This is a genomic window from Ammoniphilus sp. CFH 90114 (genome assembly GCF_004123195.1).
In the GTDB taxonomy this organism is placed as follows: Bacteria; Bacillota; Bacilli; order Aneurinibacillales; family RAOX-1; genus YIM-78166.
The window spans coordinates 157,366-175,482 of the sequence record NZ_SDLI01000002.1 but is presented as its reverse complement, the minus strand read 5'-3'; the positions used below and the strand labels follow the sequence as shown (position 1 = coordinate 175,482).

The following is an 18,117-nucleotide window of genomic DNA, read 5'->3' as shown; positions in this document are numbered from 1 at the left end:
GAGTAAACAAACTCCAAAGCGCGGACTTCGGCACGGCAATATAGGAAGAGTGCTTTCTTTCCTGCACATATTCACCCCTTCTGAAGCATTAAGGCTCCCAATACAAACTATGCAGCATCTAGACTTTATGTTTGCTTGAGAGAACCCCTCTCGAGCCCCTGACATAGAATAAATCGGGTTGTGATTGAAGGGGTGAATCATAAATGATCATAAAGTTAAACTTCCGAAATCGGATTCGTAAAAAAGACAACAGATACCTACTCCGCCTGATCAGGCGCAATCTCGGTCACTATCCTTCAGCCCAGGGCCTTAGCAACAAGAGGATCCTTGAGCTCATGGATGAATATACACGAGTGATCCTGTTTACAACTCCTAGCGGGGAAAGAGTGGGATTCTTAAGTTGGACCGAAAAGGAAAACATCCTATTCCTTGAGCTTTGCGTCTTAGAGGAACGATATCAAGGGAAGGGTATTGCCACTTCTTATCTTAAGCGGCTTGAGAAATATGCTCTTGGGCGAAAGTTCAACACTCTTCAATTTTACGTAGACAAGCAAAATAATGAGGCTTATGAATTATATAAGCGTTTTGGATTTTACCCTATACCCACTCCACCTCAAGCTCCCACGATCCTAATGGAAAAAAAACTCTTGTGAGATCGATCACACCCAAAAGTATCTTCCTGTACTATACTCACATTAATACGAAAGTAAGTACAGGTGGTGATAGGCTTGTCCTATTCTTCAGCACAAACTCTCTACGATCAACTGGGCGGTTCGGCACGGGTTAACCAACTTGTCCAAGCATTTTACCCCCGAGTCTTGAAAGACCCGGATTTAAGTCCACTATTCGTAGACGGTATAGACGAGATTATGAGAAAACAAAAATTATTTTTAACCCAATTTTTAGGCGGACCCATACTCTATAGTGAAGAGTTTGGCCCACCAGCTATGAGGGCCCGTCACTTACCGTTTGTAGTCACTCCGAGACGTGCAAAAGCATGGCTTAAATGTATGGAAGAAGCCATGGACGAAGTTGGCATACAAGGCAGCGTACATGATGAAATCATCATTCGGTTATCCCAAGTCGCCTTTCAAATGATCAATAGCCCTGATCGCGATTAATCTCAATTACGAAAGGTAGCCCCGCTTGTGGCTACCTTCTTCCACATTAGAGATTTACATTAAAAAAGATTTATGGGGCTGGTATTGAATCATCACCTCAATTTCCAGCAAAATCTTCTCAATTTCTTCAATATCATCTTTATAAATCTGGCTTAAGTAACTATTGCCTTTTAAATGTCGTTGGGTTTGCTCGAGCCGGTACTGCAGATCTATCACCCTTAAATCCATTCCAAAAACCTCCATGGTGTTCGTATTCCATTCCACGATTAACTTTATTCTCCAAAATGCTCTATTATGCTTACCTGATCTTAAGTTTTGTAATTCTCTCTTTCTAAGGGGAAAAGATAAAAGAAAGGAAAATTTCGTTAAATTTGTTTGTGATCTTCATAACTTCAAAAAAATACCCCGACCTCTTACTATCACGGTTTTGGTGATAACAAGATTCCGAGGTGGACGTAGAAGACTGTCTTTCTTTGGATCTTTCGCTGCTACGGACTGGGCCAACAAAACTTATATCCGAACCCTCGAATGGTTAGGATATACTGCGGATCATTTGGATTTTCTTCGATTTTTTTCCGCAAGTTTCGTATGTGAACCATAACGGTACGATGACTACTTTCTTTATTCCATCCCCAGATATTCTCATATAGCTGTTCCACTGAAAAGACCTGGTTGGCATGTTCGACTAAGAACAATAATAGCTTCAGCTCTTTGGCATATAATGCGACCGGGTGCCCATGAATTTCCACCTTCATGCTTCGCGCATCGATTTTTAATCGATAGTCGCTCCATACAGGAGTGGCTGCTTCTTTATGCTTAAACCCGTTAAGATGAGCTCTTCTTAATTGGGAACTAACCCGAGCAACAATGACGCGATAGTCAAAAGGCTTCGTGACATAATCATCTCCCCCCAGACGCAAAGCATCAATGATATCTTGAGGCTCTTTTTTACAGCTGACAAAGATAATCGGGATCGAGGATATTTCACGAATTTTTTGCGCAAGATCAAGACCGGTGCCGTCTGGAAGAATGATGTCGGTAAGCAAAAGGTCAGGCTTTTTCTGTAGGAATATAGAATAGGCCGATGCCACATTCGATGCCATCGAAACATTCATGCCTTCCGTTTGCAAATACATGCCTAGGATCTCCATGATGTCCAAATCATCTTCTACCAGCAATATATTCATCTCTCTGCCTTTGCCTCCTCCCTTTCAAACCAGACTGGAATGGCGAAATAGATGCAACAGCCTTTACCTTCTATATTTTTCGCTTGGATGTTTCCTCCATGGTAGCGTATGATTTCCTTGCTAATCGACAGTCCTAGCCCAGACCCTTCCATGGCTTGCTTGCTCTCTGGTGATCGGTAAAAACGTTCGAATATCGCATCCAACTCTTTCTCTGGGATCATGGGTCCATTGTTCGTGATACTTATGACAGCTTCTTGGACGAGAAGATCTCGTTCGCGAATCTCCAGTTTCATTTCAATCTTCCCCTCATCAGGGATGAACTTTTTCGCATTTGCCAATATATTTGCAATGACCTGCTCCATTCGTAGGGTGTCCACGTGGGCTAAAGGTCTACCCTTATCGTCGAGTTCCGTGTCAGAAGGGGCTTTCCAGGTAAATCGGGCAGCTCGCTCGAGCATATCCATCTCATAACAGCTGTATAGATGATGAAAAAAGGAAACCACATCAACCTTCTGGAATTCAAATTGAATCTGTTCTGTTTCTAGTTTCGTAAGCTCCACTAAATCATCGATTAAACGTTCAAGCAGCTTAGTCCGTTCATAGATTCGAGTGGCGTATCTGGTGTAATCCTCGGCAACGAATCCGTCTGCCATGGCCATAGAGAGTCCGCGTATCGCTGTGATGGGGGTTCCCAGCTCATGGGAAATATCAGACAGCAGTTGACGCCGAAACTGTTCATCACGGAACAATTGTTCATTCACTCTCTTTAGTTCTTCATTGGAACGGCGAAGCTCTATTGTTCTCTCTTGAATTTTTTGTTCCAGCGTTCCGTTGGCTGCCTTTAGTTCCACAGACAATCGCTCGGCCCTTTGCGCTGTTTGGGAGAATTTCAATGATAAATGGATCGATTGAGAAAACAATAGTATAAGCAATCCATATGGCGTGAATCCCCCATTTGGAATCAAGTGATTATAAAATAAAATATCACCGATAATCGAAGCCGCAAAGAAAATAAATCCTGTCATATTGAATATGAAATCTATCCTTCTTTTCATAGAAACCCGTAGGAAACCAACTAACAAAATGAGGAGAACAGGGACCATCACAAGCAGTTGATAAGGAAGCATCAGCTGGGTATAGATTCGGGCAGGAGTCACCATGACTAGCAGAAGTAAACAGGCATGTATAACCATGGATAATTTGACGATCAAACCATATTTCTTTGTATACTCTCGGCAGATGAACAATGCAATCATGTGCATACCGATGAAGATGGACGCGTATTCCAGCTTTACAGCCCATTCCCAAGAGAAACTAGGAATGAGATAGAGCAAGACGGCTTCACCTAACACCGAGGTTCGTACGGCAACAGCCAGACATAAGCTTCCAAAATAAAGGGAAGAGAGATCCTTTTTTCTTCCAGCATAGAGTCCTAGATGATAGATTCCCATGATAAGCAAGCAGCCGATGATAAAAGCTTCTGAAGCAAAGTTTAGTAACCGTTCTTGCCCAATTTGCTCCGTACTCCCAAGTTGTATGGGTTCCCAGATCCCCCCTTTTCGCTGAACAAAATTGGAAACCTGCATCACGAGTTCATTGTGGCCGGGCTTGGGCACAAAGGTAATCACCTTTGGCAAATTGTAAGGAACCATGGTTTCAAATGAGTTACCAACAGTACCATTTTCGGCTAAGAGTTCTCCGTTGATCCATAAGCGATATGAAGTGGCCACGCCCCTTATATAAAGGGACAAGGGCGGTGGATCCTGATAATCAGGCAGGAGGATTCTGATTCGATAGGTAGCGAACCCTACATTTGGCAGCTCCTTATTTTCTACGCTCGCCCGGCTCCAGATCGATGGGACACGCACCTTGAGTGGCTCTTCTTTCAATCGGTTCAAGTGTTCAGGGTTTAGCTCATTCCAGTAGAGGTCCCATTCCCCATCCAAGCCCACGATACCAACAGAGGGTTCCCACGTTGATAAATCTAGGGTCGCAGGTTTTCTAAGATTCTCTTGAGCAAATACCGCCTGACCCAATCCACCCCATATGATGAACAAGATAACGATCCGAAGCAAACTACCTAATCTAGACATAATCCATAAACTCCTATCGATATAGGTCACTTTTACTATACGTTAATCTTACTACATGTTTTCATAAAAAACAGTATTTACAATCAATTCCCTCTCTTTGACAAAAAAAAGACGCAGCCACGGCGGGCTTGCGTCTAAATGGTATTTCCGTTTTTTTCTTTATCAATTAGGTAACTTTAGTGAGCTTCCCAGCACCCGGTATATCTCTGGCTCATTTGCCTTATCTTGAATAAAGAAGTGACCTCCCGAAAAGGAATGTATGCTGAAACATTCGTTGGTATAACGACTCCAGGAAAGGATATCTTCTTCTTCCCCAATCTCTTGATCTCCATACCAAACCGAGATGGGACAAGACAGCACGGCATCGGGTTCCATGAGCTGATAACTTTCCGAGATCGCGAAGTCTGCTCGAATGATCGGAAGAAATAGTTCTGCTAGAGCCGGATGGTCTAGAAGTGATTCAGGTGTTCCTCCCATTTTGACGAGTTCCTTGATAAGCAGTTCATCATCCAAATCATGAATCATCTGCTTCGGCCGAGTACGATGTGGCGCACTGCTTCCCGATACAAATAAATGGCATGGGGATTGCCCTTTTTGGCTTAAGACACGGCTTACTTCAAATGCTAAACGAGCCCCTAAACTATGACCGAATAAGGCGAATGACGAGCCGTCCAACTGCTTTGTGATTTGCAGCTCTAGGTCATCCACGGCTTCGGCAAAGCTTTGATATAACGGTTCCCCCATGCGTTTGCCGTGTCCTGCCATTTCTACGGGTATAAATTGTATAGCTGGACCGAGCATTTCCCTCCAATGATAATAAATAGACGCAGAACCTCCAGCGTATGGAATACCAAATACTTTAATTTGATTCCCCTCCAAATGATGGTAATAATTGCTGTCTGTCTCTCGGATCTAAGGTAAGCACAAATTGCTCCAATAATTCTCTCCAAGATAAGACTTCTATTTCCCCTGGCATGTTGGGGTGCAAAGAACAGATCGTCATTTCATAACCAGAAGCGAGTGCATATTGCCTAAAACACCAGTTTTCCTGTTCATCCTCGCATCGAAAAAGAATACTTCCCATTTTGCACTCAAAAGAAAAGGACTGAAGAGGGATCGATAATCCCATCCCTTTCGCTTTCACATAGCTTTCTTTTAATGTCCACAGTTGAAAGAAATAACTTAACTTTTCTTCCTCTGGCTGAAGCTGTAATTGGGCTACTTCCTTCGTAGAAAAGAATCGATGGGCCAGCTCAAGGTCGATCGGTCTGATTTGTTCTACATCAATGCCGACGGGAAACGATCCAAAAGCAGACACCACCCATTCTCCTGAATGCGATACATTAAAATGAGCATGGGGCATCCCAACGATATAAGGTTTTTGAAAGCTGTTCGTTGCCATCCTTAGTTGCTTCCCTGTTAAACCCCAAAGCTTAGCTGCATAGACTCGAATGAACATCTCAGAGCATAAAGATCGGATCCGATCCTCTTGAAACCGATATCTTTGTATCCTCTCTTGTCTTTCATGACTCAGGAAGGGCGACAAGCGATCACACCAAACGGGATCAACACGGGTGATATTTACCGCTGCGATTCTCATGGTCGATAGCCTTTAGCTGTTCGCTTGATCATGGAGAACCGCCGCCTTTGCCAAATCCCCAAGCGTTTGATATTGGAACACATGTTTAATCGTCAGTTCCACTCCTATCAACTGAGCCCTTGATACGATTTGAAGGGCAAGAATAGAGTCACCGCCAAGCTCAAAGAAGTTATCATGAACGCCGATATGTTCTTGGCCCAAAACATCCGACCAGATGGACGCTAAAGCTTTCTCCGTTGGGGTCATGGGTTGGGAAATATCCCCTAAGGACTTGCTATGATTTGTCGGCTTCGGTAAGGATTTACGATCTAATTTCCCATTTGCCAATAAAGGCAGCGACGGAACAGACACAAACGAGGCTGGGATCATATAATTGGGCAGCTTCTGTTTAAGAAAATGGCGCATTTCTCGATCCGCAATCTCTCCCTTCCCTGACATTTCATAATAAGCAACCAGACGCTTATCGCCAGGGACATCTTCACGGACAATGACGACACTCCTTTGCACTCCTGGGAACTGCGCCAAGGCCGCTTCTATCTCCCCTAATTCAATTCGATATCCCCGGATTTTCACCTGATCATCGATCCGCCCGAGATACTCAATGTTTCCGTCGGGAAGCCAACGGGCCAAATCACCGGTTCGGTACATTCTTTTGTCTGGTATAAATGGATGTTCCACGAATTTCTCGGCTGTCAACTCTGGTCGGTTCCAATAGCTCCTTGCCAATCCATCCCCGCTGATGCACAATTCACCCGGAATCCCAATCGGCACTAAGTTATTTTGCGGATTCAGTAAGTAGATTTGATAGTTTGGTATCGGCTTGCCGATCGGTATGCTAGAGGATTCCGTGCCCGTGACCACATACGAAGTGGTATCAACGGTACATTCTGTGGGACCATATAAGTTCGTGATTTGCAGTGATCTAGAAAAACGCGTCCGAATCGAACGAACAAGTTCCATCGACAGCGCTTCTGCGCCAGTTAAAAAGTGTTGAAGACTCAGGTCACGAGCCGAGCTCGCCAACAGCAATTGCAAATGGGTGGGTGTGCCATCTGAAATCGCAACATCATGACGCTCAAAAAATTCAACCAGCTGAGCTCCGTCCACCCGTACCTGTTCCGGTGCCACCACGAGGGTATGCCCATGCACCAAACTGAAAAACATGTGCTTAACCGAAGAATCAAAAATATAAGCAGCCAGCAAGGCAAAACGCTGAGGTTCCGTTGCTGCGTAATAAACCTGCTGTTTCAACCCGGTAACAAGATTGACGACATTGCGGTGTTCAACTGCGATCCCCTTCGGCTGACCTGTCGAACCTGACGTATAAATGACATAGATGAGATGCTCCGGTTCCGTCAACGATGGCGGATTGCTTGTCACAGCCTGCAACCAGTCCTCCTTGTCTAAATCAAAGATCGATCCAGCAAAGGAAACAGGATCAGCCAAGCCCCGATGAATAAGCAGCATAGAAACCCCGCAATCGCTAAGCATGTATTGAATGCGTTCAGGTGGATAGGCCGGATCAAGCGGTACGTAAACGGCTCCCGCTTTAATCACGCCGAGTGTACAAATGATCATCTCCATGGAGCGTTCCACAAGAATCCCAATCCGATCGCCAGCCTGGATTCCTTTTTGCCGCAGAGTGTGGGCCAATTGGTTGGCTTTTTCATTGAGCTCTCGGTACGTCAACTGTTTGTTCTCAAATACGACGGCGATCCGATCCGGGTACTTTTCCACTTGCTCTTCAAACAACTGGTGAACCGCTTTATCTCTTGGGTAATCCTGATTCGTATCGTTGAAATCAACGAGCACTTGTCTTTTCTCCGCCTCGGTTAATAAATCAATCTGTCCCAGCTGTACATCCGGGTGATCCGTGACCTGCTCCAGCAGTCTCAGCAGGTGAACCGACCATCGCTCGATCGTTTCCCGCTCAAATAACGCTGTACTGTATTTCCAAGAGAACCAGAGTTCATCCGCTTGCTCCTCAACCTCCAAGATCAGGTCGAACTTCACGTCCGTAACTGTCTGTTTGGCAGGGCGCAGCTTCAGCCCATCCATATCCAGTTCCGCTCGATTAATATTCTGCAGCACCAACATCGTGTCAAAGACGGGGTTGCGGCTAGCGTCACGCTGGATCTCAAGCTTATCCACCAATGTCTCGAAGGGCACTTCCTGATTCTCGTACGCCTGCAGCGCGATTTCTTTCATTTCCGCAAGGAACTCTATGAAGGATTTATTCGTCTGAGGGTACCCGCGCATCGCCAACGTTTTGACGAACATCCCGGCGATCCCCTCCAGATCGGCATGCGGCCTTCCTGCAATCGGTAAGCCTACAATAATGTCATTCTGTCGGCTATAGTGCGACAGCAGAGTCTGGTATGCCGCGAGGAGGACCATATACAGCGTGCTACCGGTTTGCTGGGACAACCGCTCTAACTTTTGCTTTAACTTTTTGTCGCCCCACCTTTCTACTACCGCACCGGCTAAGCTCTGTACTGCGGGACGAGGCCGGTCGGTCGGCAGCTGAAGTACCGGTAGTTCTCCTGCCAATTGATTCAGCCAGTAGGCCTCCTGTCTAGCATAGTCTTCGCTTTGCTGCTGTTCGTTCTGCCATACCACCACGTCTTTATACTGTATGCGCAAAGGGGGAAGCTCCACTCCGTTATACACCGTGCTGAGCTCGTTCGCCAGCAAGCTGACCGTGATGCCGTCTGAGATGATATGATGCATATCAACTGCGAGTAGGTGATGATCCAAAGATAGGGTCATCACTTCAATCCGCAGCAGAGGCGCTTGAGCCAGATCAAACGGCTGGGTGAAAGATTGCTTCCACTTCGCCGCTTCCTCTTCCGTACCGCTTACGTATGACACTGCAAACGGTACGGTCTCGAGAACCTTCTGCCTGGGCTGTCCGTCCAACAGAATAAACTGGGTTCGCAGGGATTCATGGCGAGCGATCAACTGGCGAAAGGCCTGCTCAAGCCGCCCAGGATCCAGTTCGCCCTCCAGCTCAAAAAATCCGGGCATATTATAGGCCGTACCTTTAGCATCCATTTGCTGCAGCACAAAGATCCGCTTCTGTGCGGAAGACAACATATAGGTCTCCTGCCGGGGGGCGGGTTCTATCTGAGAGTAAGGCGAGAGCATCGCATGCTCTTGCATCCATCTGGCAAGCTCGCGAATTGTCGGATGCTGAAATAGTTCACGCAGCGGCACTTCCGTTCCCATCCTGAGATTAATGTGCGATACAAGTGTCATTGCCCGGAGTGAATGGCCACCCAGCTCAAAGAAGTTTTCTATCATACCAATACGCTTAATACCCAACACCTCCTGCCAAATCTCGGCTAGTATTTCCTCGAAGGCAGAATGAGGCGATACATACTGGCTTGAGAGCCGTCCGCGTTCCGGTTTTGGGAGCGCTTGGCGATCCAGTTTCCCGTTGACCGTAAGCGGCATCTGTTCGAGCTTCATGAAGTAAGTAGGAAGCATATAATCTGGCAATACCTCCGCCAGGTGAGCACGAAGTTCCTCCGACGGAATCGGCTGGTCAGCCACGTAATAGGCTCCCAATACGTGATCCCCGTCTTCCTCTAAGGCCAGAACAGCTGCCTCATCGACCCGCTCATGCAACAACAATCGGCACTCGATCTCCCCGATTTCAACCCGGTATCCGCGGATTTTTACCTGATTGTCTATGCGACCCCAATATTCAATGGTTCCATCAGGCAGCCAACGGGCCAAATCCCCTGTTCGGTACATGCGCTTTCCTGGTGCATACGGATTATCAATGAACTTCTCCCTTGTCAGTTCGGGTCGATTTAGATAGCCTCTGGCGAGACCGTCCCCTGAGATGCAGAGCTCACCAACATCCCCTACCGCAACAAGCTGCAAATCATGATTGACAATATAGACATAGTGATTGTTCAGTGGAGTGCCAATCGTCACCGGTTGGCCGTCTGAAAAATCATCAGGGACCAGCCAAACCGCTGTATCAATTGAATCTTCCGTTGGACCATAGGCGTTATAATAACGAGTGCGATGCTTCCATTTTTGAATCAACTTCGGATGGCTTGCGGCCCCTCCAATGATCAGGTTAGCAATCGATGGAACCCGATCCGGATTAAGAATTTCAGCGTAGGCAGGCGTCAAGCTTGCCGTTGTAATCTGATGCCTCGTGATGTAATCTTCCAACAACCGGTTGTCTAGGATTTCTGATGCTATCGGCAAGTACAAGGTTGCTCCGTTAAACAAGGCCATGAACATTTCCCAGCAAGACGCATCAAAGGAGAAACTGGCAAACTGAAGGATCCGATCATCAGGCGTAATGTTCAGGATCTCTTCATAAGCAGCCTTGATATTGCACAGTCCATGATGCTCTACCATCACCCCTTTGGGCTTGCCTGTTGTACCTGAGGTATAAATGATATAAGCCAAATCATTCGGTCCTGCCAACGGCTCAAGATTAGTTTCATCTTGCTCAGAGATTGGAATTTCACTTAGCATCACGGATTCTCCTGAAAAGGAAGTATCGTGAGCCAACGAAGGTTGGGTTAGAAGGAGGTTAGCACCAGAATCCGATAGCATAAAACGAATCCGCTCCCGAGGATAACTAGGGTCCAACGGCAGGTAGGCCCCCCCTGCCTTCAATACGGCCAAAACCCCCATCACCATTTCAGGCGCACGTTCGGATAGAAGAGCTACAATGGAACCTGGTCCAACCCCTTTCTTTCTTAACCATCGCGCCAATTGGTTCGCCTTGGCGTTTAAATCCCGGTAGCTTAACTGCCTATCGTTATATACCAGTGCCGCATGATCAGGTGTACGTGCGGCCTGCTCCTCGATCAACTCATGTATCGTTTGATCTTTGGCATAAGCTCCTGCCTTCCCCGCAAACACAGTGAGAAGCTGATTTCGTTCATCTGCAGATAAAAGATCTATGGCAAACAATTTCCTGCTGGAATCAAATAAGGCTTCTTGATAAAAGCGAACTAACTGGTCAAAAAATAGCTCGATCTTAGCGAAGTTGAAATTGTTGGCCGTGCTTTGGATGACTTCCAACTCGATCCCTGTTTCTGTTTTATGAAAGTGAAATTGGTGACCTACAAGAGGGTTTTCTTCCCATCCTTCACCATGCAGTGTATTGAGAGTGACAGCCCCATGGAAAAGCGGTTCCCCGCTGCTAATGCCATGGACTCTCAGTTCTTCAAACAGCAGGCCGTAAGGAAAATCCTGCTGCTCATACGCCTGTTGAACCGCTGTCCGAATGTCCTGCAAATAATCCTTGTAGGATTGCTCCATCTTCACTTTCAATCTTACCGGTAAAAGCTCCTGGCTAGACTTCTTCCCTAGTTTAGGAACGCCAACGACGAGCTCGGATGTGCGAGTCCTCCTTGTAAGTACATAGTGAACACCAGACAATAGCAGCAGATAGAGCAGGTGATCTGAATTCCGGCTGATTTCCAAGAGTTTTTCTGTGATTGACATCGAGAGTTTCCCCGTTGATGTTCGCCTATTCTCGAGATCTAAAACTTCTGCTAAGTTCTCCCCCTTCAGCTGGTCAACCCAGTATTGAATATGCTGACGCCAATCGGCTCTAGTTTCCATGTTGCACCTCCTTGGAAATAAGTATATAAATTCTGTTACAAATCAAAATCCCAATCAGGGATCGAAAGCTCCTCACTCAAATGATCCTGTTCGGCAACGAATCGAATCTCTTGTAAAAGGATATAGGGGTTATCACAAATGATATGGAGCAATTGAATCCAGTCCTCTGCGATCGATTCGATTGTACTGTGACGAAACAGATCGGTTCGGTATTCAAACTGGAAGCCTAGACTCTCATCTGCACGATTTTCCCTTGCTTCTAGACTCAGGTCGACTTGCGCGGTATGTTTATTCATCGGATATTCGCGGTAGCGTAACCCGTTGCTTTCGTATTCCTGTTTTTCAATCGGTTGCAAAACGAGCATCACGTCAAATAATGGGTTTCTTTGACTCGTTCTCACAGGATTTAATTTTTCAACCAAATCGTAAAAAGGAACTTCCTGATGTTCAAACGCCTCCAACGTCACTTTTTTTACCTCTTGCAGGAAAGTCAGAAACGTCTTGTCTCCTATTGGTTTCGCCCGCATAGCGAGGGTGTTTACGAACATCCCAACGAGCTCCTTTGCCTTCAAGTGGTAGCGCCCTTCAACAGGCGTACCAACAATCACTTCTTCTTGTCCGCTATATTTACTCAATAGAGTCTGGTAAGCGGCAAGCAACACGATAAACAAGGTCGTTTCCGTCGCCCTTGTTAACTGCTGGAGGCTATATGTCAGCTGTCGATCCGCTTTGATGGATACCACATCCCCAGCAAAACTCGGTATCACAGGTCTAGGTTTATCAATGGGAAGTTGCAGTACGGGCAATGACCCACCCAGTTGCCGCAGCCAATATTGCTCATGCGCCTGGTATTCTGGACTAGTCATCCGCTCTTTTTGCCAAGCGGAGTAGTCCTTGTACTGGATTCGCAGAGGCGGAAGCTTCTGGGCGTCGTATAAGTGAGAGAATTCCTCGGCTAAGATGTTCATAGATGCCCCATCGGAAATAATATGGTGCAAATCAATAAGCAGTAAATGACGATCCGATGCCACTCTCAATACGCCGGTGCGAAATAAGGGCGCCTGATCCAAACGGTAGGGTTGAACAAGCGTCTTGATCCAATCCTCCACCTCGTCTTCTATCCCTTCCTGGTAGACCAAGTCTAGTTTGACGTGAGTCACCACCTCCTGGACAATCTCGCCTTCATGTACATAGAACTGGGTACGCAGGGATTCATGGCGATCAACTAAGGCTTGTAAAACCTGCCCTAGCTTTTGCTGATCCACTCCACCATCCAACTCGAGAACAGTCGTTACGTGATAGGCCCTACTAGACGGTGCAAGTTCATACAGCATAAACATCTGTTTCTGGGCAGGAGAGGCCGGATAAAATGGCAGAACGGGCAAGGGTGGTATCGTTTGATGAGAATCATGCTTACCTTGTTCTTCGATCCATGCTGCCAATTGACGAATCGTGGGACAGAGAAACACCTCTCGGACAGGGACATCTACCTGTAGTTCGTGCTGGATCTTGAGCACGAGCGTCATCGCCTTGAGAGAGTTTCCACCCTTCTCAAAAAAGTTTTCACTCACCCTGACTTGCTGGATACCCAATACCTCTTGCCAGAGCTTCACCAAATGAAGCTCTAACCCGGTTTGCGCTTCCGCTTCTTCTATAGACTTCGGTTCAGACGCGCCGATCGCCATTTGCTGCAGTGACTTTCGGTCTATCTTTCCGTTTGGAGTCAGCGGAATTCGCTCAAGCTGCTTGAAGTAGGTCGGGATCATATAATCTGGTAAAAAATCAGACAGATGCATCCTGATCATGGCAGCCTCCACGGGTTGGTCTGCGGTGAAATATGCGCATAATTGCTTGTCGCCAGCAGGATCCTGGGACACCGTCACGACGGATTCACGCACATCATCTAACTCTTGCATTCGCTGTTCGATCTCCCCCAGTTCAATCCGAAATCCTCTAAGCTTCACCTGCTGATCGATCCGCCCAAGATGCTCGAGGGTGCCGTCTGCCCGCCAACGGGCCAAATCGCCGGTTCGGTACATTCGTTCTCCTGATGTAAAAGGATCCGGCACAAACTTTTCCTTTGTCAGCTCAGGTCGATTATAATAGCCGCGGGCAACACCAGCGCCAGATATGCAGAGTTCACCCGCCACCCCGATGGGCTGAACGCAGCCCGCTTCATTGACAATATAAACCTTGGTGTTGGCAATCGGTTGGCCGATATGGATGTTTCGCTGATCAATCCGAGCTGCCGTGGACCACACGGTCGTCTCCGTAGGACCGTATAAATTGTACAAGACCAAATTCCCTTCTTGATACGGGCTGACTTTCTCCAGCAAAACAAGGTCTGAACCAGCCAATGCTTCACCTCCCACCAGCAGCAGTTTCAAATGACTCATGCTGCTAGGGGCCGAGACGGCCGACCATAAGACGCGCAGTCGCGACGGCGTAAGCTGGATTCCGTCAATCAGCCCACCCTCCAGGAGGCGAAGAGTTTCTTTCGGGTCGGACTGCTCCTCTTCACGGCCAAGCACAACTGTTATCCCTGCATACCACGGTCCCCAAAGCTCCAAGAGAAAAATATCAAAGGATACGGTTGTGAGTGATAAAAATCGGGAACAACGGGACCATGGCAAAGCTTCCGCCATGCCGAAGACGAAGTTGATCGTATTCGCATGCTCAATCATGACCCCTTTGGGTTTTCCTGTAGAGCCGGACGTATAGATCATATAAGCTAAGTCGCTTCCCTTGGCATAAGACGGTAAATTCCCCTGATCTTGTGCATAGGCCTTCGGAGAAGTGACATCGATGATCACTCCACCGAAATCTCTCCACGGGTTAAACTCGGCTGTAGTCAGCAAGATCCGAGCTCCGCTATCCTTTAACATCTCATCGATTCGTTCCTTCGGATAAGCAGGGTCTAGTGGCACATAGGCTCCTCCCGCCTTCCAAATCGCCAGCAGGCCAACCACCAGCTCAGCTGATCGTCTGATCAGCAACCCCACGGTTTGGTCCGCTTCTATCCCTTGCTGACGCAATGTACGCGCCAACTGGTTCGCTCTTGAATTGAGCTCCCCGTAAGTAAACGATTGACCTTCGAAGACCAAGGCAATCTTCTCAGGAGAGCTGTCGGCTTTCTGTTCAAATAGCTGATGTAAACTTTGTAGCTGCGGAAATGACAGATCGGTTTCATTCCATTTTTGAAGAAGCTGCTTTTTCTCTGTTGTGCTTAAGAGATCGATGTGCCCGAGCTGCAGGCCAGGATTTTGTGTAACCTGCTCCAGTAGGTTCAGGTAATGGGCTGCCAGTCGCTCGATCGTTTGACGGTCGAACAAATCTGCGGCAAATTCAAAACGGAAAAGGTGCTCTCCGTTGCGTCGCTGCGATTCCAACACGAGATCCATTTTGGCAGAGATGGGAGCTTCTGTATAAGGGACCCAAGAATTTCCGTCTACCACGAGTTCGCCATACTCGAAATCCTGATACAAAAACAGAACATCAAAAATCGGGTTCCGGCTCATATCCCGGAGAATCTCCAACCGATCTACAAGGGACTCGAAGGGCACCTCTTGATGCTCATAAGCATCAACAGCAGCTTCCTTGACCTCAAGGAGAAATTCACGAAACGTCTTGCCAGCTTCCGTTTTTCCCCGCAGGACAAGCGTATTAACAAACATGCCGACCGTTTCCTGCACATCAGGATGGATTCGTCCAGCTACAGCGGAACCTACCAGAATATCCTCCTGTCCACTGTAGCGTGATAGCAAGGTTTGAAAGGCTGCCAGGAGCACCATATACTCCGTAGTCCCCGTCTGTAGGCTGAGATCTTGAATCTGCTTCTGCAACCGAGGACTCATCACCTTCAGAACTTGATCGCCGGCCTTCCCTCGAATCGGAGGCCGTGGATGATCTAAAGGCAAATCAAGCACAGGCAGCTCCCCGCTAAGTTGCTCCTGCCAATACGCCATGTGTTGCACGTACGCATCTTCCTGCATGCGAACCTTTTGCCAAGCAGCAAATTCTTTGTATTGCAATGGAATCGGGTGAAGCGATTCCCCTTCATACAGCTTGATCAGTTCGCGAAATAATAGCTGAGCGGATGATCCATCCACCACAATATGATGAAAATCAAAAGCCAACACCTGACGTCCCTCTTGCCATTCAGCCAGCCCTACACGAAACAGAGGGGCTTCAGATAGAACAAATGGACGAATGAAAACAGTAAGCCATTCTCGGATCCCTTGAATCCTATGGTCCGGCTGCTCCACGTTGACTCTCGCCTCTGGCATCACGATCTGCACGGGACGCCCATCCTCCATTCGAAAACAAGTTCGCAGCGACTCGTGTCTGGATACTAAGTTGCTGAGGGCGTCCTCTAAGCGCTCATGATCGAGCTGGCCTTTGATCACATAAGCGTAATGCACATGGTATGCCGTACTAGCTGGATCGAGCTGTTGAAGGAAAAACATTCTCTCCTGGGATGGGGAAAGTTCATACGCTTGCTGCACAGGCAGGAGGGGAATCGACTTGTAGATCACTTGGTCCGATTGTTCCAAATAATGGACTAGGGCTCCAAAGGTGGGGTTCTCAACAAGCAGACGAAAGGAAAGGTTTACCCCAAAATCTTGATAGATTTTAGTCAGCAGCCCAGCCGCTTTCAGAGAGTTCCCCCCCTGCTCAAAAAAGTGAGTGGTCTCAGAGGCTGGTTTAGAACCCAACGTCTCTTCCCAAATAGCCGCAAGTTTTCGTTTGCGGCCAGTCCATGGCACATCCTGTTGTTCATATTCTAGTTGATGAATCATTTGGATTTGTCTATTTACTTCTTCTTCCACTTGACGATAGATTCCATTTTGATAGTCTTCCGCTAATTGATATCTTTGCAGTTTTCCGCTAGTTGTTTTGGGAATCAAGGATACAGGGAGTAGTGCATGACACTGAAAGCCGAATACTTTGTTCAGGTAGGCTTGCAGCTGCAAGGCGATGGGGGCAAAGCGTTGTTCTTTGTTCCTCCCCCTGACTTGCACGAACAGGATGATCTTCTCTTCCTGACTTTTTGGATCGATCCAACCAACGGCTGCCGTCGTTCCTTCCCGAATACCGGAGCATTCCTCAGCGACCCGTTCCACATCATGGGCAAAAAAGTTTTGGCCGTTCACAAATAAAATGTCTTTTAAACGTCCTGTAACAATCAGCCTTCCGCCTCGCATAAATCCCATATCGCCTGTTCGAAGCCAGCCGTCGGATGTAAACAACTTCTGATTGGCCCCAGGGTTGTTGAGGTAACCGCTAGTTACGTTGAGTCCCTTGATTTGAATTTCACCGTAAACCTTCTCTGGTAACGGACAGCTTTGTTGATCAGCGATTCTTACCTCGACATAGTCAAGCGGATGGCCAAGATCAACGAAAACAACAGAGTCCGTTTGTTCGTTGCTTTCAACCACAGGGTGACCGAGTCCCATAGACTCGCGAGATATCAAAACCGTCACGGTTGACTCCTCTTTCGGAGGCATAGTAACTCCTAAGGAGGCCTCTGCCAACCCATACGAATTCATCATCACGGATGGTTTTAGTCCGTAAGGCGACAGCTGCCTCAAAAAGCGATCGACAACAAACGGAGAGATCGGTTCAGCCCCATTTAAGATCACCCGAATCCTGGAAAGATCCCATGTACTCGCTTTTTCTGGATCAAAGTAGTTGGCAAAATGCATGTACCCGAAATTCGGAGAGCACGTGACCGTAGTCCTTAGATCAGCCGCAATCTGCATCCAAAGCTGGGGACGAAGAATAAATAAAGCGGGCGGCATCATGTAATGACTGATGTTATGCAATAAGGGGGTCAGGTGAAATCCGACGAGTCCCAAATCATGGGTCAACGGCATCCAGCTTAATACCGAATCATCCGGCGTAAAACCGATCACACGACCAATCGCTGCAACGTTATGGACAACGTTCCGATGGCTAATGACGACACCTTTGGGTTGACCTGTCGACCCCGAGGAAAATTGAATGAATGCCGTTTGATCTGGTGAAGCAGGTACGAGGACACCTGGTTCACCCGTGTCCCCATTCCAAACTTCTTCCAGAAAAGTTCGTTTCTCAATGTTCCGAAAAACGGACTTCCACTCCTCCTCTTGTGCGAAGGTTTCCAACAAGTTGAATTGCTTGGCGTCTGTCACCAAATAAGGCTTACTTAACGTTGCCCAAATCCGAAACAATTTCCGCTTATACTCATCCATCGTCGCCAAGGTGATCGGAACAGGAACGATGCCCCCCAGGATGCAGGCCCAGAACACATACACAAACGGTTCATTCTTCTCGATCTGAAAAATCAGCTCATCGCCCGGTTTCACCCCATTGCGTTGCAGGCTTCCTAGGATCTTCATGGCTCTAGCAAGTAGTTCAGGATACGTGACATGAAGGATCGCATTATCCTGTTGGATAAAACCGATTCCCTGTTCGCTATCTTTTCCATGTTGTAAGATGGCATCTTGCAAAGTTTCAAAGTTCATCATATA

At 47.3% G+C, this 18,117-nt stretch carries 9 protein-coding genes; 2 read left to right on the top strand and 7 right to left on the bottom strand.

Going from position 1 to position 18,117, the window contains the following annotated elements; translation table 11 throughout:
- Positions 1-203 precede the first annotated feature (203 nt).
- Positions 204-653: a GNAT family N-acetyltransferase gene (locus tag EIZ39_RS05485; RefSeq protein ID WP_129198289.1), complete on the top strand. Its 450-nt coding sequence runs from the start codon at positions 204-206 to the stop codon at positions 651-653.
- Positions 654-728: 75 nt separating this feature from the next.
- Positions 729-1,121, top strand: a complete 393-nt coding sequence (locus EIZ39_RS05480; protein ID WP_240675713.1) for a globin domain-containing protein — start codon at positions 729-731, stop codon at positions 1,119-1,121.
- Between the two features lie 54 nt (positions 1,122-1,175).
- Here the strand turns inward: EIZ39_RS05480 and EIZ39_RS05475 are convergent, their stop codons facing one another.
- From EIZ39_RS05475 to EIZ39_RS05445, 7 genes are all read right to left on the bottom strand, one after another.
- Entirely contained in the window at positions 1,176-1,349 is a 174-nt protein-coding gene (locus tag EIZ39_RS05475) for a hypothetical protein (protein ID WP_164984917.1), read from the bottom strand.
- Positions 1,350-1,609: 260 nt separating this feature from the next.
- The gene (locus EIZ39_RS05470; RefSeq protein WP_129198282.1) at positions 1,610-2,308 is read right to left on the bottom strand and encodes a response regulator transcription factor; all 699 of its coding nucleotides are present in this window, start codon (positions 2,306-2,308) and stop codon (positions 1,610-1,612) included.
- Entirely contained in the window at positions 2,305-4,401 is a 2,097-nt protein-coding gene (locus EIZ39_RS05465; RefSeq protein WP_129198280.1) for a sensor histidine kinase, read from the bottom strand. Before EIZ39_RS05465 ends, EIZ39_RS05470 begins: the two co-directional genes overlap by 4 nt.
- Positions 4,402-4,563: 162 nt before the next feature.
- Complete coding sequence (locus EIZ39_RS05460) at positions 4,564-5,280, bottom strand: thioesterase II family protein (RefSeq protein ID WP_164984916.1); 717 nt, start codon at positions 5,278-5,280, stop codon at positions 4,564-4,566.
- Entirely contained in the window at positions 5,261-6,001 is a 741-nt protein-coding gene (locus EIZ39_RS05455; RefSeq protein WP_129198276.1) for a 4'-phosphopantetheinyl transferase family protein, read from the bottom strand. Before EIZ39_RS05455 ends, EIZ39_RS05460 begins: the two co-directional genes overlap by 20 nt.
- A 12-nt stretch (positions 6,002-6,013) precedes the next feature.
- Positions 6,014-11,605 carry a non-ribosomal peptide synthetase gene (locus tag EIZ39_RS05450; RefSeq protein ID WP_129198274.1) on the bottom strand — a complete coding sequence of 1,864 codons (5,592 nt, stop codon included), beginning with the start codon at positions 11,603-11,605 and terminating at the stop codon, positions 6,014-6,016.
- Positions 11,606-11,640: 35 nt separating this feature from the next.
- A complete protein-coding gene (locus EIZ39_RS05445; RefSeq protein WP_129198273.1) occupies positions 11,641-18,114 on the bottom strand; it encodes a non-ribosomal peptide synthetase in 6,474 nt (2,157 codons plus the stop codon).
- Positions 18,115-18,117 lie beyond the last annotated feature (3 nt).

Excerpts from the sequence above, each read along its gene's own strand:
- EIZ39_RS05470 (WP_129198282.1), bottom strand. The coding sequence starts at position 2,308 with ATGAATATATTGCTGGTAGAAGATGATTTGGACATCATGGAGATCCTA.
- EIZ39_RS05475 (WP_164984917.1), bottom strand. The coding sequence starts at position 1,349 with ATGGATTTAAGGGTGATAGATCTGCAGTACCGGCTCGAGCAAACCCAA.
- EIZ39_RS05450 (WP_129198274.1), bottom strand. The coding sequence starts at position 11,605 with ATGGAAACTAGAGCCGATTGGCGTCAGCATATTCAATACTGGGTTGAC.
- EIZ39_RS05485 (WP_129198289.1), top strand. The coding sequence starts at position 204 with ATGATCATAAAGTTAAACTTCCGAAATCGGATTCGTAAAAAAGACAAC.
- EIZ39_RS05465 (WP_129198280.1), bottom strand. The coding sequence starts at position 4,401 with ATGTCTAGATTAGGTAGTTTGCTTCGGATCGTTATCTTGTTCATCATA.
- EIZ39_RS05455 (WP_129198276.1), bottom strand. The coding sequence starts at position 6,001 with ATGAGAATCGCAGCGGTAAATATCACCCGTGTTGATCCCGTTTGGTGT.
- EIZ39_RS05445 (WP_129198273.1), bottom strand. The coding sequence starts at position 18,114 with ATGATGAACTTTGAAACTTTGCAAGATGCCATCTTACAACATGGAAAA.